Source organism: Bradyrhizobium sp. UNPA324, assembly GCF_006658635.1.
Classification (GTDB): domain Bacteria; phylum Pseudomonadota; class Alphaproteobacteria; order Rhizobiales; family Xanthobacteraceae; genus Bradyrhizobium; species Bradyrhizobium nanningense.
This window is the reverse complement of record NZ_LFJD01000004.1, coordinates 4,330,820-4,350,263: the sequence shown is the minus strand read 5'-3', so window position 1 is coordinate 4,350,263 and position 19,444 is coordinate 4,330,820. Positions and strand designations below refer to the sequence as shown.

Annotated in this window: 19 protein-coding genes, 1 tRNA gene and 1 riboswitch; of the genes, 11 read left to right on the top strand and 9 right to left on the bottom strand. The window is 63.9% G+C overall.

The window, feature by feature from the left end; all coding sequences use genetic code 11:
- Positions 1-38 precede the first annotated feature (38 nt).
- Together UNPA324_RS35220 and UNPA324_RS20900 are read left to right on the top strand one after the other, a co-directional pair.
- Positions 39-209 carry a hypothetical protein gene (locus tag UNPA324_RS35220; protein ID WP_181769460.1) on the top strand — a complete coding sequence of 57 codons (171 nt, stop codon included), beginning with the start codon at positions 39-41 and terminating at the stop codon, positions 207-209.
- Entirely contained in the window at positions 206-1,657 is a 1,452-nt protein-coding gene (locus tag UNPA324_RS20900; protein WP_141935737.1) for a hypothetical protein, read from the top strand. The genes UNPA324_RS35220 and UNPA324_RS20900 overlap by 4 nt, the downstream gene beginning before the upstream one ends.
- Positions 1,658-2,008: 351 nt before the next feature.
- Here UNPA324_RS20900 and UNPA324_RS20895 read toward each other — a convergent pair whose 3' ends face one another.
- A complete protein-coding gene (locus UNPA324_RS20895; protein WP_141935734.1) occupies positions 2,009-2,629 on the bottom strand; it encodes a hypothetical protein in 621 nt (206 codons plus the stop codon).
- A gap of 634 nt (positions 2,630-3,263) precedes the next feature.
- Between UNPA324_RS20895 and UNPA324_RS20890 the strand changes: the two genes are divergently transcribed.
- From UNPA324_RS20890 to UNPA324_RS20875, 3 genes are all read left to right on the top strand, one after another.
- Positions 3,264-3,692 carry a hypothetical protein gene (locus UNPA324_RS20890; protein WP_141935733.1) on the top strand — a complete coding sequence of 143 codons (429 nt, stop codon included), beginning with the start codon at positions 3,264-3,266 and terminating at the stop codon, positions 3,690-3,692.
- A 272-nt stretch (positions 3,693-3,964) separates the two neighbouring features.
- Positions 3,965-4,492 (top strand): hypothetical protein, encoded by a 528-nt coding sequence (locus UNPA324_RS20885; RefSeq protein WP_141935731.1) that lies wholly within the window; start codon positions 3,965-3,967, stop codon positions 4,490-4,492.
- A gap of 214 nt (positions 4,493-4,706) precedes the next feature.
- Positions 4,707-5,960, top strand: coding sequence for a site-specific integrase (locus tag UNPA324_RS20875; RefSeq protein ID WP_246667193.1), 1,254 nt, complete (start codon positions 4,707-4,709; stop codon positions 5,958-5,960).
- 74 nt (positions 5,961-6,034) lie between these two features.
- Here UNPA324_RS20875 and UNPA324_RS20870 read toward each other — a convergent pair.
- Positions 6,035-6,108 (bottom strand) — tRNA-Gly (locus UNPA324_RS20870).
- 171 nt (positions 6,109-6,279) lie between these two features.
- Here UNPA324_RS20870 and UNPA324_RS20865 point away from each other — a divergent pair.
- From UNPA324_RS20865 to UNPA324_RS20850, 4 genes are all read left to right on the top strand, one after another.
- A complete protein-coding gene (locus UNPA324_RS20865; protein ID WP_141935725.1) occupies positions 6,280-6,858 on the top strand; it encodes a methylated-DNA--[protein]-cysteine S-methyltransferase in 579 nt (192 codons plus the stop codon).
- Between the two features lie 9 nt (positions 6,859-6,867).
- Positions 6,868-7,707 (top strand): helix-turn-helix transcriptional regulator, encoded by an 840-nt coding sequence (locus UNPA324_RS20860; protein ID WP_128922959.1) that lies wholly within the window; start codon positions 6,868-6,870, stop codon positions 7,705-7,707.
- Positions 7,708-7,763: 56 nt separating this feature from the next.
- Entirely contained in the window at positions 7,764-8,123 is a 360-nt protein-coding gene (locus UNPA324_RS20855; RefSeq protein WP_164936691.1) for a VOC family protein, read from the top strand.
- 168 nt (positions 8,124-8,291) lie between these two features.
- A complete protein-coding gene (locus UNPA324_RS20850; RefSeq protein WP_141935723.1) occupies positions 8,292-8,693 on the top strand; it encodes an SRPBCC family protein in 402 nt (133 codons plus the stop codon).
- A 55-nt stretch (positions 8,694-8,748) separates the two neighbouring features.
- Here UNPA324_RS20850 and UNPA324_RS20845 read toward each other — a convergent pair whose 3' ends face one another.
- The 4 genes from UNPA324_RS20845 to UNPA324_RS20830 all read right to left on the bottom strand — a co-directional run bounded on the left by UNPA324_RS20845 (position 8,749) and on the right by UNPA324_RS20830 (position 13,306).
- Positions 8,749-10,194 carry an MATE family efflux transporter gene (locus UNPA324_RS20845; protein WP_141935721.1) on the bottom strand — a complete coding sequence of 482 codons (1,446 nt, stop codon included), beginning with the start codon at positions 10,192-10,194 and terminating at the stop codon, positions 8,749-8,751.
- Between the two features lie 230 nt (positions 10,195-10,424).
- Positions 10,425-11,477, bottom strand: coding sequence for a hypothetical protein (locus UNPA324_RS20840; protein WP_141935719.1), 1,053 nt, complete (start codon positions 11,475-11,477; stop codon positions 10,425-10,427).
- A 104-nt stretch (positions 11,478-11,581) separates the two neighbouring features.
- Positions 11,582-11,998 carry a PAS domain S-box protein gene (locus tag UNPA324_RS20835; RefSeq protein WP_128922954.1) on the bottom strand — a complete coding sequence of 139 codons (417 nt, stop codon included), beginning with the start codon at positions 11,996-11,998 and terminating at the stop codon, positions 11,582-11,584.
- A 171-nt stretch (positions 11,999-12,169) separates the two neighbouring features.
- On the bottom strand, positions 12,170-13,306 hold the full coding sequence (locus UNPA324_RS20830) for a 2'-deoxycytidine 5'-triphosphate deaminase (protein WP_128922953.1): 1,137 nt from the start codon (positions 13,304-13,306) through the stop codon (positions 12,170-12,172).
- A gap of 80 nt (positions 13,307-13,386) precedes the next feature.
- A riboswitch (SAM riboswitch) is annotated at positions 13,387-13,466 on the top strand.
- 73 nt (positions 13,467-13,539) lie between these two features.
- Here UNPA324_RS20830 and UNPA324_RS20825 point away from each other — a divergent pair.
- Positions 13,540-14,727 carry an O-succinylhomoserine sulfhydrylase gene (locus tag UNPA324_RS20825; protein WP_164936689.1) on the top strand — a complete coding sequence of 396 codons (1,188 nt, stop codon included), beginning with the start codon at positions 13,540-13,542 and terminating at the stop codon, positions 14,725-14,727.
- Between the two features lie 162 nt (positions 14,728-14,889).
- On the opposite strand, the gene UNPA324_RS20820 is transcribed toward UNPA324_RS20825, so the two are convergent.
- The 3 genes from UNPA324_RS20820 to UNPA324_RS20810 are packed head-to-tail and all read right to left on the bottom strand — an operon-like array spanning position 14,890 to position 17,912.
- Complete coding sequence (locus UNPA324_RS20820) at positions 14,890-15,882, bottom strand: SGNH/GDSL hydrolase family protein (RefSeq protein WP_128922951.1); 993 nt, start codon at positions 15,880-15,882, stop codon at positions 14,890-14,892.
- Between the two features lie 12 nt (positions 15,883-15,894).
- Positions 15,895-16,674, bottom strand: coding sequence for an SGNH/GDSL hydrolase family protein (locus UNPA324_RS20815; protein ID WP_128922950.1), 780 nt, complete (start codon positions 16,672-16,674; stop codon positions 15,895-15,897).
- Positions 16,674-17,912: an OpgC domain-containing protein gene (locus UNPA324_RS20810; protein ID WP_128922949.1), complete on the bottom strand. Its 1,239-nt coding sequence runs from the start codon at positions 17,910-17,912 to the stop codon at positions 16,674-16,676. The genes UNPA324_RS20815 and UNPA324_RS20810 overlap by 1 nt, the downstream gene beginning before the upstream one ends.
- 236 nt (positions 17,913-18,148) lie before the next feature.
- Here UNPA324_RS20810 and apaG point away from each other — a divergent pair, with 236 nt between their 5' ends.
- Positions 18,149-18,541 carry a Co2+/Mg2+ efflux facilitator ApaG/CorD gene (gene apaG, locus UNPA324_RS20805; RefSeq protein ID WP_164718924.1) on the top strand — a complete coding sequence of 131 codons (393 nt, stop codon included), beginning with the start codon at positions 18,149-18,151 and terminating at the stop codon, positions 18,539-18,541.
- Positions 18,542-19,444: the final 903 nt, after the last annotated feature.

Genomic DNA, 19,444 nt, shown 5'->3' with positions numbered 1-19,444 from the left:
CGCGCGCGAGGCGGCCCAGCTCAAATGGGGCAAGCACAATGACAATCGAACTTCACAACCTTCCGCCCGATGTCACCGAACCGCCAGCCGATGCATGTGGCCTTGTCGCGTTTCAGCCGTCGACGGGCAAGACCTGGCAGAAGGTCGACGGCAAGTGGCTTCCCAGCGCGGAAGCAAATGCACTGATCGAATCGAGGGAAAAACAATGACCGCATTGACGAGTTATTCAACGGGAACCGTCTCCGTTGCCGATGGCGGGACCGTCGTGACCGGCGCCGGCGTTATCTGGAACGATGGCAGCGCCAAGCCTGGCGATATTCTGCAGATCGGCAATTTCCAATCGCTCATTTCCGACGTCGGCGCCGGCGCCGAATTGACCATCCCGCCTTGGGGCGGCGGCGCGCAGGCTGGCGCGGCCTATAAGATCTGGCATGTGTCGCCGCAGCGCTTCGCCGGCGCCGAGGCCATGTCGACGGTCAGCAAGCTGGTCACCGCGCTAAGCGCGCGCGAGATCCCGGTCGTCGTCGGCGATGACGAGACGGTGCCGGATCCGTCGCTCGGCGAGGAGGATCAGACCGCGATCCAACCGTCGACCGGCAAGGTCTGGGTGATGAGCGGCGGCGTATGGACGTTCCTCGGCATCTATCGCGGTTTCAATCTGACGGGTGCTTACAACGGCGTAACGACGTATTCGGTCGGCGACGTGCAGACGACTGCGGGAACGTCCTACGTCTGGATCAATCCGACGCCTGGCGCTGGCCACCCTGCGCCGGATCCGACCTATTGGCAGATCGTCGCGAGCAAGGGTGACACGGGCGCGACCGGCGCGACCGGCGCGGGCTATGGCGGCACCTCGACCACGTCGCTGACGATCGGGACTGGCCCCAAGCCGTTCACCACTCAGGCGGGGCTCGCCTATCAGGACGGCGCGCGCGTCCGCGCCACGGCAACGGCCGGCGCGGCCGGGTGGCTCGAGGGCGTGGTGACCTACAGCGGCACGGCGCTGACGATCACCAGCGACAAGGCGAGCGGCAGCGGCACGGGTACGGCGTGGAATTTCAACGTCGTCGGCGAGGCTGGCGCCGGCGACGTGTCGAGTGCGAACAATGGCACGGAATATAACGCTGCGACCTTTGCCGCCAATCTTGGATTGGTTCGCTATGGCGCTGCGCAGTCGCTGACAGCTCCGCAGAAGTCGCAGGCGCGGACGAATATCGGCATGTCCGATGGGCACCTGCCGGGGATTGCGTCCAACACCGCAGCATCATCTGGCGAAGTCGGCGAGGTAATTTCGGCGAGCGGAACGTCGGGGTCACTATCGAGTGGCGTGACGGCCAATCTTGGCTCCATCTCGCTGACTGCGGGCGATTGGGACATCAGTGCACAGGTACAGTTCAACACCGGCGGCGGCACCACCAGCACTGATTATGTTGTGTCGATTTCCGCGACTAGCGCTAGCGTCGCTGCTCCCTATGGGACGTCTCTCGCTATACATGAGCGAGTACCGAGTATGGCCGATCACGGTGCCGGGTTCACCATTCCACCGACGCAGGCATTGGTGAACGCTACCACGTCGTTCTACCTCAATGCGCAGGCCGTCTATTCGGGCACGGCAGTCACGGCCACTTGGTCAATACGAGCACGGCGGATGCGTTAGCGCTTCGGCGGGATCATTCTCATCCCGTGTCCTAATCGAACCGAGAAATTGAGGGGCGACGGCGCGGACGATACCGTGCAGGAATCGTCGGTAATCTTCTGCAAAAAGCGTCTGACGTCGGCGATCGTGAAAACGCGGTGACGCCTGGTGCGGCCGAGCCCTTTGAGCCGACCGACCAGGTTGCCGACGGCGACGTGTCTCGCGATCGTTTCCCGGTGCATGGGAAGTAGCGCGGCGAGCTCGGGCACGCCGATCGTAGCGCGGCCGGCAAAGGCTGCCTCGAGCGCCTGACTGAATTCGGCGGGATCAGATGGCAGAGGGGCGCGAGGTGCTTGCATGGCCGTGCCTACATCAATACGGCTTAGAACTCTCCGAGAGTCCCTTTTCATCTATGTATTTCAGGAACTCTTGGCCGAAGTCGGTGATCGCGATTTCATCGCTCGTCGACGTGATCAAGCCTGCGCTGATCGGGTAGCGAATCCATTCCTCGAACGTGTTTTTTTCATAGAACTGAGGAAATTCGGATTTAACTTGATCGAAGAATGCCGCGGACTCAGTGCGGGTCGTTTTACCTCCCTCGCCGTGCAGCGCCCTAAGGGCGCGAATCTGGCTGCCGAAAAGGGTGCGATATACCTGCTCGAAAACCCAAGCTAGGCGGGCGACGGCAAGATGCCGGATCAAGAGGTCGATTCGCTTCTCCGGATCCATCAACTCAAGTTCAGCGTGCAGATTTGTCTCGACCTTTGCAATCGCCGGCGAGCGTTCAGGAAAGCCTGGCAGATCCTTCAACTCTTTCGATGGTGCTGCGAGCGCCTGGCGAGCTGGATCAAATTCAAGTCCCGCCGGACCCGCCTTTTTGAGTCTCGGGAAGAGCTCGCGAACGTCAGATCTGAACATAAACCCCAGCGCGAAAACAGCACTCGGCCAGGCGATCGCTTTCGCCAGGTCGACCAGCAGCTTTAGGTATTCCATGCGGCACCCCTCAACCCGGATCGACCATATCCGCTCTGGAAGGCGCGCGAAAGCCGCCCCGGAGGGCTTGGCAATCGGCTGCAAATCAGGGAATCTGTCCGTGGGCTTCAGAACCCGGACCAGAGCTATAGCCGCACATCCTTGGTCAGGATGCTCCCGATTGGCGTCGGGGGTGACGGCTGAACGAGAACTGTTCTTTGAAAGAACAGTTCTTGACGGACGCACTTGGCGGTGCGGCTCCGAACCCTGCCTTTATGGCCGGGGTCGGGCGTGCTGTCCAGCGGGGCAACCCGTAAAAGCGCCCGGCTCGTCGCTCTGGCGAGTTCTGAACCCCCGGCTGCAGCGGCTGTCCCGCTGCGCGGGCCTTCAGAAGCCCTAAAGCAGAGCAACCATCATGACACTTGAACGACCAATGTTTCCGCCCTGGGCGGATCGCCGCGCCTCGGCCGCCGGCAGAGTGCCGCCGGAAGTGGCCACAGCGCGACCAGCCGCGCCGAACGCCCCTGCGACGTTGCCATTGTCCCTGCCGCGCGAACCTCGCTGTACGGGCCTCCACGCGGCCTTTGCAGCAAAGTCGGGCTTGCCCGGCCAACCGGCCGCGGCAGAACAGCCAATGGTGACTCGGAGAAGTGTTATGTCTGCGTTGAGTTCAACTGCTGCCCTGCCCCTCATCGCCACGCCGTCGATCGCGGCTGCATCGGGCGCTGGCATTCCTCACGACCTGGCTGCACGGTTTGCAGATCTTTACGAGCGCTGGCGCGAGCAGCGACGTCGCGACGAGCTCGAGATCGTCGAGGATCTCGAGCTGACCAGCTGGGACGATTTAAATTCCGAGCTGTTTAAAACTCAGGCCCTGATCATGGGCTATCAGCCCCGAACAGTCGACGACCTGGTCCTGCAGGCTCGAGCCTGCGCGCTCATGAACAACGATCTTTGGACCGACGCCGCGACAGTAGAAGCGGCCGACGCCGGCGCACGCGCGCAGCGCCGAATCCTCGAGAGCGTCGCCGCGTTGGCTGGCGCCGAGCTGCTGCCTGGCGTCGCGACAATTGCGTTGGCGTAGACGAACTAGAACACAATGAGTGTTTCCGCCGCTGGGGACCGCTTCTCCAGCGGCGCTTGCAATTGGGTTAGGATGGGCATACCAAGTTCGAAGCGCATCACTACTGATTCGATGATCGAGGTAGTGAAATCGAGAGGATCGGGGCGGCCAAGGTCGTCAGGGCTCTCGAACGCAGGCTGCACAAGCCTTCGGCGCGTCCCTCTCGGCGCAAGCCGAGTCAAGGGTAGTTGGGCGGCGTGGCTCCGAATTAACCGAACCCTGGAAGACTCAGCATGTTTGACGCACCGCTGGTGCCGATTTCGGTCGGCGCACCAATTGCGAATTTGAATCTTTTCACCGGCCAGTCATGGGTGAAGCAGGAAATTCTTCCGCTCAGAAGGATGGACCGGCGTGCAAGCGGAAAGGGCGCTACGGCGCTGCTCTCTCCGCGACGCGTCCTGCAAATGGCGATCGCGGCAAGACTCGTTGAGTTGGGGATGCGTCCTAAAGCCGCCTGCAGTGCAGCCTGGCATTTTACAGATAGGTCGAATCCTCTCGAGGCGCCTGGCTACGAGCGCGGGCCAGGCGAGCTCTTTGGCGGCGGCGCCTTAACCGCGCTTTGTGCCTACCGCGACGGCACCGCTGCGGTCGTGCGTGTCGATCGCAAGAATACGCCTTTCGAGCAGATATTTTTCCCAATCGGAACGGCCGGGGTGGCTGCATCGGGAGTCAAGGAAGGTGCGACAGTTCTATTGCTGGACTTCATCGTCAAGGAAGTCGCCGAGCGGTTCGCCAGCCTGGTTGAGCGCGGGGAGGTTTGAATGGCGCGCGCTCGCGGGGGACTGTTTCCGTGCGAAGCCGAGATCGCGCGGCGTCTAAGTCAGGATGCAAGGGCTTGGGCTGGGAAAGCCATCATTCTCGAGCGCGATGGCCTGCCGCGAATTGATCCAGTGATGGGCGGCCGATACTGGCCGGCCGTTCTAGCGTGGTGGAACAGGCGCTATGGGTTGTCTATCGTCGAGGTCTTTCAACCTGATGGAGGAGAAGATCTCGATGCCCTCAAGTAAACATGGACTCAACGCACCTGGCTTAAAGCCGCGAGGCAGGAATGCCGAACGGCTCTATTGGGCCGCCCGCACCGACATTGCGAAAGCGGGCTACACTCCTCGCCTGGTGCGCCTGCACTACAACATTCACGATCCGGCTGACCATCGCCTAATCGAGGCGGCGTGTCAGCGCTTGGACGCTGAAATGAAGGCGTGGGCTAGCGGGCACAAGCGCGCCGTGCCTCACTTCGATGGGACGGTTCTTGCGCTCAGCCGTCGCTATCAGACCGACCCGGCCAGTCCGTTCCTCGAGCACAAATGGAATTGGCGCGATCGTGAGACACGCATCCTCAAGACGATCGAGAATGCGTTCGGCGCCCGCTCGCTTTCGTCGTTAGGCAATACCGATTTTAAACGCTGGTACGAGGCTGCGAAGCAGCCAAAAAAGCCCGGCGGAAAAGAGCGCATCGATCGCGCGGTGAAGATTATCAAGCTGCTTCGACAGATAGTTACGTTCGGGGCTGCGGCGGAGCTCCCACATTGCGAGCGGCTGCACGGCATTTTGTCCAAGATGCGGTTCAAGGGCGGCGCTCGATCTCGAGTGAAGCTCGAGCTGCACCACGTCGAGGCGTTCATTCCTGCAGCGATCAACGCTGGTAGGATTTCGCTGGCATTAGGAACGGCGCTGCAGTTCGAGACGATGATGCGCCAGAAAGACGTTATCGGTGAATGGGAGCCCATCACCGGCGGGTCGCATGACACTGGAATCGTGCTCAACGGCAATCGTTGGGTGAACGGTCTCACGTGGGCCGACATTCCGGCCTCGATGGTGATCAAGAAAGACACCACCAAGACCGGCGCGACGGTTGTAGCAGATCTGAAGGTTTGCCCTCTCGTGCTGGGGGTGTTGCCGCTAGTGCCAGCCGAGAGGCGGGTCGGCCCGTTAATCATCGATGAGAACAGCGGCCGGCCCTACGCGGAAGATGCCTACGCGCGGGAATGGCGTCTGATCGCGAGATCCGCGGGCATCCCCGACGAAGTGAAAAATATGCATGCGCGAGCTGGCGCAATTTCGGAAGCGGATGACGCGTTGGCGCCCATCGAAGAGATCCAGTCGTCGGCCGGACACACTCAGCAGTCGACAACCCGCCGGTACATCCGCGGCACGACCGGAAAATCACGACACGTTGCAGAGCTTCGTCAGCTGCATCGTGCCCGCAAACAGGACGAGAACGAAAACTAGGGAACGCGTTGGGGAACGTGGGAACGGATAGATCAATAGCAGAGCGGCAATTCGATGAAATCGCTTGCGAATTTTGGAGCGGGCGAAGGGAATCGAACCCTCGTATGCAGCTTGGGAAGCTGCCGTTCTACCATTGAACTACGCCCGCGAATGCGCTTCGCGCCCGTCCTGATTAGCCGAGACGGCGCGCCTCGCCAAGCGGTTTGGCGCACCCGGCCGGGCGGTTGTTAACGTCCTGATAAGATTCCAGGTGCGCCGGATTGTGGCGGTGTTATGATTGCGGGTCTGGGGAGAGACGTGCACTGAGTGGGGCGTGTGCATGGTGGGGCGCGGCTATTCGATATTCGACACGGCCATAGGCCGCTGCGGCATCATCTGGAGCGGCACCGGCGTCGTCGCCGTGCAGTTGCCGGAGGCGCGAGAGATCGACACCCGCCGCCGGATCTTCCAGGTCCATCCCGAGGCGCGCGAACAGCGGCCGTCCGAAAATGCCGAGCTTGCGATCGAGGGCATCGTGGTCCTGCTGCAGGGCGGAGATCCCGATTTTTCCGAGGTCAGCCTGGATGCAGGCGGCGTGTCCGGCTTCAACCGGCGCGTCTATGAGTTCGCCTGCTCGATTCCGCGCGGCGAGACGCGGACCTATCACGAGGTCGCCAGGGCGCTGGGCGCCTCAGGCGCGGCGCATTCGGTGGCGCAGGCGATCGCCAAAAATCCCTACATGCTGATCGTGCCCTGCCACCGGGTGCTGGAAACCGGCAATTACACCGACCGGCTCTCGCCCTATGGCGGGGTGATCTCCAAGCGGCGGCTGCTGGCACTGGAGGGCGCCCATCCCGTCGCCAGCAAGACGCTGTTCGAGGTGCTGCTGCCGGTTGCTCCGCCCCGCGCGCCTACCTAGATAGGCGGGATGGACGCGACCACACTGCTGACGTCACAATCGATGACGGTCTGCGAGTTTCGCTGCGATGCGGGACCGGACGATACGCCGTTTGCCGAATGCCGCACCGGGCATTCCATCGCCTATGTCCGCTCCGGCAGCTTCGGCTGCCATTGCCGCGCCGGCTTCTTCGAGCTGGTGGCGGGCTCGATGCTGGTCGGCGCGCCCGGCGAGGAATACACCTGCACGCATGAGCATGTCAGCGGCGATGTCTGCCTGGGATTTTTCCTCAGCGAGGACATGGTCGATGCCCTCAGTGGCCGGCGCGAGATCTGGCGGGTCGGCGCCACCCCGCCGCTGCCCGAATTGATGGTGCTGGGCGAGCTCGCCCAGACGGCGGCAGATGGCAACAGCGACATCGGCCTCGACGAAGTCGGCCAGATCCTGGCCAGCCGCTTCATCGACGTCGTCTCGGGCAAGCCGCGCAAGCCGGCCACGCCCAATGCGCGTGACCGCCGCCGCGCCGTCGAGGCCGCGCTGTGGATCGACGACAATTCGCATGAAGAGGTCGATCTCGAACAGGCAGCCAGGCAGGCGGGCCTCAGCCCGTTCCATTTCCTGCGGCTATTCTCGAGCGTTCTCGGCGTCACGCCGCATCAATATCTGGTGCGGTCGCGGCTGCGGCACGCGGCACGGCTGCTCGCTGATGATGGGATCGCGGTCACTGACGTCGCCTATGACGTCGGCTTCGGCGATCTCTCCAATTTCGTCCGCACCTTCCACCGCGCTGCCGGCCTATCGCCGACCAAGTTCCGCCAGGCCTCGAAGGGGATGCGCAAGATTCTCCAAGAGCAGCTCGCCCTCAATTGAATAGCTTCGTCTCCGGCGCGTGCCATTTTCGGCGCGCTTTGCACATGGAGACGAACATGTACGACCACATCGGACTTCGCGTTGCCGACCTCGACGCCGCGACGCGCTTCTACACCGCGGTGCTGGCGCCGCTCGGTTACGTCCTGTGCTCCAGCGGCGACGGTTATGCCGGCTTCGGGCCGAAGGGCGCGCCGGCGCTGTGGCTGCACCTCGACAAGGGCCGCAAGGCCGATGGCGCGCACATTGCGTTTCGCGCCGCGAGCCATGACGCAGTCAAGGCGTTCCACAGCGAGGGCTTGAAGAGCGGCGGCCGCGACAATGGCGGCGCCGGACCGCGCAAGGATTACAGCCCGACCTATTACGCGGCGTTCCTGATCGATCCCGATGGCAACAATGTCGAGGCGGTTTGTACCTGAACTCTCTCCTCCGTCATTGCGAAGAGCTCGCGACAAAATTGCGAAGCAATTTTGCGCTGATGCGACGAAGCAATCCAGACTGTGCCCGCGGAGACATTTCTGGATTGCTTCGCTGTGCTCGCAATGACGGTATCTGTGGCACCACTTATCGCAATCAAGGACACCTTCATGGCCTCCATCCACAACGACATCCCCCTCCCCGCCCCGGCGCGCGACGTCTGGGGCGCGGTGCGCGACTTCGGCGCGCTGCATGAACGGCTGGCGCCCGGATTCGTCACGGCCTGCACGCTCGATGGCGATGCGCGCATCGTCACCTTCGCCAACGGTTCGGTGGCGCGCGAGGTGCTGGTCGATTGCGACGACGCGCGGCGGCGGCTGGTCTATGCCATCAGCAACGAGCGGCTGAAGCACTACAGCGCCTCGGTGCAGGTGATCGCCGACGGCGAGCGGAATAGCCGCCTGGTGTGGATCATCGACATGCTGCCGAACGAGCTTGCAGCCTATGTCGAAGGGCAGACCCGGGAGGCCGTGGCTGCCTTGCGCAGAGCATTCCCACCGGTTGCAGCCTGATCAAGCTCTGTGATTTTCGCACAGAGCTCCGCCCTCGCGTCCGCCACAGGCATCGCTAGTCGGCAGCGCCTGATAGCACCGGTCTGATCGCAGGCTTGCTGATGCGCGGTCCCCAGCGCGTCAGCACGACGCTGGAGGACGAGAGCAGGCCAAGCACGACCATCGAGCTCGCAGCCAGCCAGAAGAAGCTCTGCGCGGTCGCCGCGTGCGTCGACAACCACCAGCCGACGGCGGAGATGTAGATCAGCCGCGCCGTCTGCGCCAGCACCGGCCCGATCACCTTGGCCGCGCCTTGCGAGGAGAAGTACATCACCGTGGCGATGCCGAAAAAGGCGTAGAACGGCCCGACCGTCGAGAGATATTGATGACTCGCCGCGCGCACGGCCGCGCTGTCGGTGAAGATGTTGATCCAGAGGTCGGGGAACATCGCAACGACGCAGGCCGGTGCGCCGACGGCCACGAAGGCGGCTGCACTGGCGATCCAGGCGATGCGCCGGGCGCGCGCGACGTTGCCTGCGCCGATCGCCATCCCGACCATCGGCACACAGGCGATGCCGAACGAGAACGCGATCGAGGTCAGCAGGAATTCGAGCCGCGCACCGATGCCGTAGCCGGCGAGGATCGCGGTACCGAACTGCGCCAGCATGTGGGTGAAAATCGAGATCGTCAGCACCGATTGCAGCGGCGAGAAGCAGGCGATGGCGCCGACCTTCAGGATGTCGAAAAACATCGCCCATTGAATGCGCAGGCCGCGCAGCTTCGGTACGACGCGCGCGCGGCCGGAGAACAGGTACCAGCCCATGATGCAGATGTTCATGGAATAGGCCATCAGCGCGCCGGCCGCGACGCCGCGCATGCCGAACTGCGGCACCGGGCCGAGCCCGAGGCCGAGCGTGCCGCCGAGCACGATCTGCCAGGCCGCGGAGTTGAGGATCAGGAACGACGGCAGCTTCATGTTGCCGGTGCCGCGCAACACGCCGGCCATGGTGTTGAGCAGCCAGGGCAGCACGGCGCCGCCGAAAAACACCTGCGTGTAGGCGATCGCATGGGTCAGCACATCGCCGCGGCCGCCGAGCATCTCCAGCACTTTGGGTCCGAAGATCAGCATGCCCAGCATGAAGACGAGGCCGAAGCTGATGCCGATCAGCATCGCGTGCGCGGCGAGCGTGCCGGCGCGCTCACGGTTCCCGGCACCGAGCGCGCGTGCAATGGCGGACGCCACCGCGCCACCCATGGCGCCGCCCGACATCGTCATGGTCAGAATGATGGTCGGGAACACCAGCGCCATCGCCGCCAGCGCCTCGACGCCGAGCCGGCCGATATAGGAAGTTTCCGCGATCACCGTGCAGGTGCCGGCCGACAGCGCGATCGCGTTGGGCCAGGCGAGGCCGAGCAGCGTGCGCAGGATCGGCCCGTCGGTCAGCGCGCTTCGCACCGGCCGCGGCGGCGGCGGCAGCGGACGCTCTTGCTCATCGACCGGGATCTCGGCGATGTCGGACATGTCCTCTCCGGGGCTCGGGCGCCCTTTGCGGCGCGGCAATGCGTAGGTGTGCCAATCAATTTGTTCGCGCACAGGGCGCGGTGCACGCTTGTTAGCACGGCACGGAGCGATTCCTCCTGCGCCAGATGCAGGCGTGCCCTGCGACAGCGCATTTCGATGGATGGAATTGCGGCTCTCTCCTCTCCCTCTCCCCGCCTGCGGCGAGGTGGTAGCCGCGGCAGCACTGCCGTCTATCCAATCGTCCAGAGCAGCGGCGGTCGCCCGCCAGCGGCAGGGCGCAGATGCACGGCGATATGCCGTCCGCATCCGGCAGCCAGGCCTTCGAACAATCCCTCCAGCACCCTGGCGCAAGCGGGGTGATAGTCGGCAACGTCGTCCATCAGCCTCCAGCTCTGCTGGCGAAGTTCAGACGTGCCTTCCGACTGCTTCATCTCGGCCAGATCATCCTGCGCGGCGAACAGCGCATTCAGGAATGCTGCAAATTCGCTCACCCCGCCGCGGCTCATCGCCAGCGCGGCTGCGACCTCGTCGAAATATTGCATCCCGATCAGCTTGCCGGTGAGGCGCAGCAGATAGCCGGCGTCTTCAGGGCCGAACAGCTGCACCATCACGGGGGCCGCGGTCCGCACATATTCCATCGCGTAATTGCGATAGGCCTTCTCCAGACGCGGCCTCGGCCAGCTCGCGACCGGCAAAGCCGGCGCGATCTTCGCATCGAATGGCGGCGCTTCGAGGTGGCGCGCGAAGACGAGCCGCTGGTCCAGCTCGAGCGGATGATCGTACTGATGGTAATAGCCTTCGAGCCCGTCCTGGCCGTCGACACTCTGCTTGGTGCAGACGAAGCCGAGGCGGAGATCTCCGAGGGCTGCGCCATTGTTGGCGTGCCAGCCGCGCAGCATCGCACGGGACACCTCGCCCGGCACGCCGCAGATCGCCGTGCCCTTCCAGATCCAGCGCGGCGGCGGATAACGGATCCAGGCCTTGGTGTCGCTCTCGTACATGTATTCGACGTGCACGCCGCCGATCCAGTTGGAGAGATAGTGATATTGCGCAGCCGCCACCGCCGGCGGCAGATGATCGATGCCGAGCTTCCTCAGGCCCGGCAGGAAGCGCTCCTGCTGCTGACGGCGAAATACGCGGAACACGAACTCGGCGGCATCCGCAGTGCCGCGTCGTGTCACGACGGTGAGGATGAGGCCGGTGAAATAGGCGTGATAGAGGTCGGCGACCGCGCGCCAGCGCTTGTATTGGGCTTCCTGCGCGGCGTCTACAGCGGCGGCCATGCTCGCTCCCGATCGTTGTTTCGATCGAGTGTGTCACTGCACCCCACGGCAGGCAACATGACGCCCGTGCAGGGCGCCCTGCGCGGACGCCCGCCCATTCCGCATCACGAAGTTTGCGGCCGCGCCTTGGCCGCGCGCTCACGCTCGACCCGTTCGGTGACATCGCGCGCCATCGCCACGGACCCCAGGACGTTGCCGCCGGAATCCCGCACCAATGCGAACGTCATCTCGATGTAGAGCTTGCGTCCGCTCTTGTGCAGCGCGCGGGTCAGCGTCGGCTTGCCCGCGAGCTTCATGGCGCCGCTCGCGAGTGCGGCCTCGAAACCTTTCCAGTGCGCGGCGCGCAAATGTTCTGGAATGATCAGATCGAGATTCTGGCCGAGCGCCTCAGCAGCAGAGAAACCGAACAGGGCCGCCGCGGCACGGTTCCACCGCATGATCGTGCCGGAACGATCCGAATAGATCAGCGCATCCGCGACGTCTTCGGCGATCTTCGCGTCGAGTTCGGATTGATTGCTCATGTCATTTCCTTCGCCATGTCCGCGATCTTGCCTGGCACTCCGACACACACCGGTGTCATCGCCCGACTTGATCCGGCGATCCAGTATTCCAGAGGCCGCGGTGATTGAGCCGACAAGCCGCGGCGTACTGGATGCCCCGGTCAAGCCGGGGCATGACAGTAGGATGTGCCGCTACACCCGAAAATGCTTCGATAGTTTGAGGCCCTGGGCCTGGTAGTTCGAACCGATGCGCTGGCCGTACATCGCGTCGGGACGGGCCAGCATCTTCTCGTAGACGAGACGGCCGACGATCTGGCCGTGCTCGAGGATGAACGGCACTTCGCGCGAGCGAACTTCAAGCACGGCACGCGATCCCAACCCGCCGGCACCGGCATAGCCGAAGCCGGGATCGAAGAATCCGGCATAATGCACGCGGAATTCGCCGACCAAGGGATCGAACGGCACCATTTCCGCGGCGTAGTCGGGCGGCACCTGCACGGCTTCCTTCGAGGCGAGGATGTAGAACTCGCCGGGGTCGAGGATCAGGCTGCCGTCGGGACGCGCCGACATCGGCTCCCAGAAATCTTCCACCGCGTAGCCGGAGCGGCGATCGACGTCGACGACGCCGGTGTGGCGCTTGGCGCGGTAGCCGACGAAGCCGCTCGCTTTCTCGCCGGACAGGTCGACGGAGACGGCAACGCCCCCCGAGAGATCGGCATCGTCGACGTCGACGAGACGTTCAGTGGCATGCAAGCCATCGAGCTCGTCGGCGTTGAGGATGGCATCGCCGGTGCGGAAGCGCACCTGGCTGAGGCGCGAGCCTTCGCGCACCAGCACCGGAAACGTCTTCGGGCTGATCTCGGCATAGAGCGGACCGTGATAGCCGGCGCCGATCATGTCGAAGCGGCGGGTGCCGTCGGCGATGACGCGGGTGAAGACGTCGAGCCGGCCGGTGGAGCTCTTCGGGTTGGCGGCCGCGACGATCTCCGGCGGCAGCGCCAGGCTCTCCAGCAGCGGCACGATGTAGACGCAGTTGGTTTCCAGCACCGCGCCGTCGGCGAGGCTGAACTCGTGCAGCTTCAATTCGTCGATGCGCTCGGCGACGGTGGCGCCGGGACCGGGCAGGAAGCTGGCGCGGACGCGATAGGCGATGTCGCCAAGGCGCAGATCGAGGCTCGCCGGCTGGATCTGGCTCTCGACGAAGTCATAGGCGGGCAGGATGAGCCCCGCCTCCGCCATCGCCGCGATCATGCGGTCGGGCAGGATACCATTGGCGTCGGGCGCGACCGTGAACGTCAACCGGGGGTCCTCATCAGGGGTCTCATGCATCCGGGCATGCCGGAAATACAAGTCTTTTACGGCTATCCGATGGACGCCTTGACGGAAAGGGCATTGCGGAATATGAGCATCACTTATCCCGTGGTGATTTGAGCCGGCCGGCTTGCAGCCACGTTAAATAAGTCGCTAAACAGGCCGGGGACCTCTGTGATCCCGGCCCGTGGAGATATCCAGGCCGGTTTTTTTGTGACCGTTTCGACAAGACGGTCATGTCGGAGGTACCTATGTCGAAGTCGCCTGCCAACTACCGTCCCGAAACCCGCCTGGTCCATTCCGGCACCCTGCGCTCGCAATACGGCGAGACGTCGGAATCGCTGTTCCTGACCCAGGGCTACGTCTACGACACCGCCGAGCAATGCGAGGCGCGGTTCAAGGGCGAGGACCCCGGCTTCATCTATTCGCGCTACTCCAATCCCACGATCGCGATGTTCGAGCGCCGCATGATCGAGCTCGAGGGCGCCGAGGCGGCGCGCTCGGCGGCGACCGGCATGGCCGCGGTGACGACCGCGATCCTGGCGCCGCTGAGGGCCGGTGACCACGTCGTCGCCTCGCGGGCGCTGTTCGGCTCGTGCCTCTATGTCGTGCAGGACCTGTTGCCGCGCTACGGCATCGAGACCACGCTGGTCGACGGGCTCGACCTCGACCAGTGGCAGCGGGCGCTGCGGCCGAACACCAAGACGTTCTTCCTGGAGAGCCCGACCAACCCGACCTTGGATGTGCTCGACATCCCCTCGATCGCCGAGATCGCGCACAAGGGCGGCGCGCGGCTCGTCGTCGACAACGTGTTCGCAACCCCGATCTGGCAGAGCCCGCTCGCGCTCGGGGCCGACGTCGTGGTCTATTCCGCGACCAAGCATATCGACGGCCAGGGCCGGTGCCTGGGCGGCATCATCCTATCTTCGGAAGCCTTCATCGCCGAGCACATCCACAATTTCATGCGCCAGACCGGCCCTTCGATCTCGCCGTTCAACGCCTGGGTCCTGCTCAAGGGCCTGGAGACGCTGGGCGTGCGCGTGCGCGCGCAGACCGATACTGCGGCGCGCATCGCCGAGGTGCTGGCGAGCCACCCGAAGATCGCACGGCTGGTCTATCCCGGCCGCGCCGATCACCCGCAGGCGGCGCTGGTGAAGAAGCAGATGCGCGGCGGCTCGACGCTGGTCGGCTTCGAGGTCAAGGGCGGCAAGGCGGCCGCGTTCCGCGTGCTCAACGAGCTGAAGCTTGCGAGGATCTCGAACAATCTCGGCGACGCCAAGAGCCTCGTCACGCATCCGGCGACCACGACGCATCAGCGCCTGAAGCCGGAAGACCGCGCCGCCCTCGGCATCGGCGAAGGTTTTATTCGCTTCTCGGCGGGGCTCGAGCATGCCGATGATCTGATCGAGGATCTGACCGCGGCGCTGGAGAAGGCGTGAGCCGACGGAGGCCTCGTAGGGTGGACTAGCCCTGCGACTGCGCGAAGCGCAGTTCGCACGGCGTAATCCACCAACTTCGGTCGGCATCCGTTGATGCAGGGTGGGTTACGCCGAGCAGATGCGCCTCGCGCATCTGCAGGGCTAACCGACCCTACGGCACGGTTACATCGGCCGATACGTCCGCACATCGGCCGGCACGTTCACGCCGAGCTTGATCTGGCCGACGGAGCGGATGATGTCGTCGCCGAGCAGCTGGGCGAAGCAGGCATAGCCCCAATCGTTCATGTGCAGGCCGTCCGCAATGACGAAGCTCTCCACCGGGATCGATTGCTTCTCGTGCCAGTCGCGCATCACCTCGAAGCGCGGGAAGATGCCGACGTGACGAAGCTCGGCGACATTGCCGAGCAGCTTCACCATCTTGCCGGCGCTCTCCTTGCGCTGGTTGACGGCCGGCGAATATTGCGGATCGACCAGCACGATGTCGGAATCACCGGCGGCCTGGATGCGGCTGATGCCGTCCTCGACCAGCTTTGCGGTCTCGCCGGGATCGAGATTGCGCAGCACGGCGTTGGTGCCGACCTGCCAGATCACGAGATCCGGATGCACGTCGATTACCTGCGTCTGCAGGCGCTTCATCATCTCGGGCGCGTCCTCGCCGCCGACGCCGGCATTGACAACGGTGATGTCGGCGGTCGGATAGTGCCGGCGCAGCTGCGCGGCGAGGCGGTTCGGATAGTTGAACTCCGGCGAGCTCGCGCCGAACCCTGCCGTCGACGACGAGCCGAACGCGACGATGACGACGGGCTTGCCCGCGACGAGCTTGCCCGCGACATGCGGCAGCGAGCCCATCGCTTTCGATCCATCCTTCGGCGGCAGGCAAGGCACGCGGCTGAAAATGTCGGCGGCGGATTTGGCGACCTGCTTCACCTTGTCGATGGCGCGCGACGTGACGCCGCGTTGCTCCGGTGAGGTCACGGCCACGGTGGTCTGGGAGGGCGAAGCGGGAGCGGGATCAGCCGACTGCGCCGGTGCTTGTGTCGTCTGTGCGGCTTGCGTCTGCGCATGCGATTGCGCGGCCGGCGCCAGCAACAACAGCATTGCTGCTGCAGGCGCGGCCAGCCATGCCGTCAGGCAAAAAGGGCGGAGAGAACTCATTAACGCTAGACCTCAATTTTGCTGCTGGGCCGGCTCCAGATGGGCTGCGTCGATCACGAACTGTGCCAACGCCCGGCCAAGGCAATCATGAACCTGTTTCGCCAGCTCGGGCCCGCGGGACGGGCTGAACAGGTCGAACTGACCCTGATCGTTCCACTGCCGCATGATCGCGAAACGATCGAACAACGGAATATCATGCTCCTGTGCCACCACGCGCATATTATCGAGAAACGGTTGGGCCGAGATCATCGTTTCGGTGCGCGGGCTGTACTGCAAATTCATCAAGACGACGTCGGCCCCTGCCTTTTGCAACGCAACAACCCCTGCGGTCACCGCGCTGCGAAATTCATCGGGATCGATGGATCGGATGGCGTCCACGGTCCCGGTCTGCCAGATCACCAAAGTAGGCGGTTTTGCTTCCATCAGCTTAACGAAGGTGGAGGCGGCCTCCTCCGCCGTTCGCTTGCTCTGTATTTCTACGGAGATGTGCACCACCTCGGATGCCGGCAGCTTCTCCTTGAGGATCGCCTCCATGCGCGCCGGATAGGAGCTGCTCTCCGACGACGGAATCGTGGTGGAGCGGCTGCCGACGACCAGGATCTCGAGCGGCTTGCCGGCCTTGACGGCGTCGGCGACCTTGGGAAGCTGACTTTCGCTGGTAAGCAGATAGGACGGCACTTCGCAGGTGGCGGGCGCAGTGGATGCCGCGGGCGCAGCATCACCCGCGCGCGCCGCAGGCGCGGCGAGGCTACCGCATAGCAGGATCAGGCTCAGGAGAACCTTCGCCTTCATCAGCCCCCTCCCGCCAGATCGGCGTTCTTGGTTTTCGTGCCGCTCTTGTCAGCCACGCGCTTGTACCACGAAATCACCCAGGCTACGCCCCACATGATCAGCACCCCCGAGAGACTAATCAGCGCATGCATGGCTGCACCGCCGGAGACTTCGGCGAGAATGAAATGGCCGGCAAAGGCCAGGAAGACGCCGAGGCAGAAGATCTCGAGGGAGTGCTGCCCACATAGAATCAATGGCCGCAGCCAGCGCGATTTCAAGCCCGGCCAATCCCGGGGCAGGAAGCGCACGGTGAGCGCCGCCAGCGCCAGGAAATGCGTGAAGCGCAGCACGTCCAGGTCGGTCTTGTCGATCGGGTACATCCACTGCTCGATCCGCTTCGGCATGAATTGGGAGAGCTGCGGCACGTACCAGGTCAGCGTCACGTAGAACGCCGCGGCGAGATAGGCGATCGAGATCCACATCGTCACCGGAGAGGCCAGGATACGCGACATCCGGCGCGCACCTCCGAGCGCGCACCATGCACCGAACACGAACAGCAATTGCCAGGCCAACGGATTGAACGCCCAGAAGCCATTCGGATAGGCGGAGAAGTAGAGGTCGAATTCCCAGGTCACCGCATAGAGCACGACCGAGAGGCCGAGCGTGACGTCCGGCCGCCACTTCATCGAATAAAGGATCAGCGGCAACGCCAGCATCAGCACGATGTAGAGCGGCAGCACGTCCATGTTGACGGGACGGAAGCGCAACAGCAGCGCCTGCACGATGGTGACGTCGGGCTGCTTGAGGAAATCCATGATCCCCATCTCTTCGGTGTAGAGCGGGTTCTCGAAGCTGGTCGCCACATAGGAGATCTCGGCGAGGAAGATCGTGAACAGGAAGACATGGGCGACGTAGATCTGCCAGACGCGTCGCAGGATGCGCGCGGTGGCGATGACGAAGCCGCTCTCCAGCATCGCCCGGCCATAGACGAAGGCGGCGGTGTAGCCGGAGATGAAGATGAAGATCTCCGTGGCGTCGCTGAAGCCGTAATTACGGATCGTGAACCAGGTCAAAAGACTGGTCGGCAGATGGTCGATGAAGATCAGCCACAGCGCGAGCCCGCGGAACAGATCGAGCCGAAGCTCGCGCTCACCGATGGTGGGCAGCGTGATGGCCGGCGCCCTCGCGCGCGGCTTCGCCTCCGCGGGCTTGGCGGTTCCCGTGATCGTCGATCCCGTCACTTGGTCGGCAATGGTCATCGGGGCCCAAAAACCCTTCCGCAAATCGCGACGTCTCGAGGAGTGTACCGGTCCGGTCATTGTACCGCAAAGCGGCCGGATACCATGGGGGATCTCTCGCGGGCGTTTCCCTTTGGGGTATTTCCTGCGGGTGTTTCCCTCGTGGGTGTCATTCCCTTCGAATTCTGGCGGGACGATGTCGCCAAAGCCGTCTGCGGCGTTTGGTTCCTGCGCCCGATTTCGGTATGGTAGCAGCCATGTACCGCGCCGTGACCCGCCAGATCGAAGTGACCGTCGAGCCGAACTTTGTTCCGGAGCAGTCGTCGGCCGACCGCTCCCGCTACTTCTGGTCCTACACCATCGTCATCACCAATTCCGGCGAGGAGACCGTGCAGCTCAAGACGCGGCACTGGATCATCACCGATGCCTCCGGCCGCCAGCAGGAGGTGAAGGGCGAAGGCGTGGTCGGCGAGCAGCCGATCCTGGCCCCCGGCGAACGGTTCGAATACACCTCCGGCGTCCCACTCTCGACCGCCTCCGGCTTCATGACCGGCCGCTACCAGATGGTCAGCGAAAGCGGCGAGCGCTTCGAGATCGACGTGCCGGCGTTCTCGCTGGACAGCCCCGACAGCAAGCGGGTGTTGAATTAGGGGCACTCTCCTGTCCCGGACGCGCTACGGCACGCAGTGGCTCTGCGCAGAGCCGGGACCCAGAAGGCGACACCGGCGGTCGCAGTGAGATGGACCCCGGCTCAGCAGCACACCGCTGAAGGAGCGCTGCGCTGCGTCCGGGGCACGAGAACGAAGTGAGGCGCGCGCTCTCTCAGCGTCGTCATTGCGAGCGCAGCGACTTGTCCGCCGAAGCCTTGGCGAAGGCGGAAGCAATCCAGAATCCCTCCGCGGAAAGACTCTGGATTGCTTCGTCGCAAGGGCTCCTCGCAATGACGGAGTGTGAGCCCGACCGCTTGCTTCTCCAAGTGACGCTGTCATTCCCTGCGAAAGCGGGGAATCCAGTACGCCGCGGCGTATCCAGTCAATTACTGCCGTCTCGGAATACTGGATCGCCCGCCTTCGCGGGCGATGACACTGAGTGCGTGGTGGCAGACGCGCCTTCGCAGCCTCGCGGCGCGTTTCGCCCGAGCTTTGCTTCGTTGCTCCACCCTCAAAGCCAAGAGGGCACAGGGAAGGCCGGGTGCCAGCTCGCACCCGCGGTCCGCTGCGCGAAAATGCACCCGCAGGAAGAACCGCACAGCAGCATACAGGTGGTGCCGATCACTCGGCCTTCCCTGCGCGATGGTCGGACGGCTTATGCCGTGATCTCCCGGGAGCCGAACTTTCCTTCTGGCCTCCCTCGCCCCGCGAATTGGATGATGCAGTCCGCCCGGTTGGGCTCGCTCGCATCTTCGCAAGGCTTGACCGTAGCAACGACGGCCAGGACCACACGGTTTTGCCGTACGCACGGCCCGCCATGTCGCCGCAGTTTTTCCAGCCCTGTCGACGAAGCCGGAAACTCACAGACGAGACGAAGCCTAGCAGCGCCGTTCGTCCGCACGC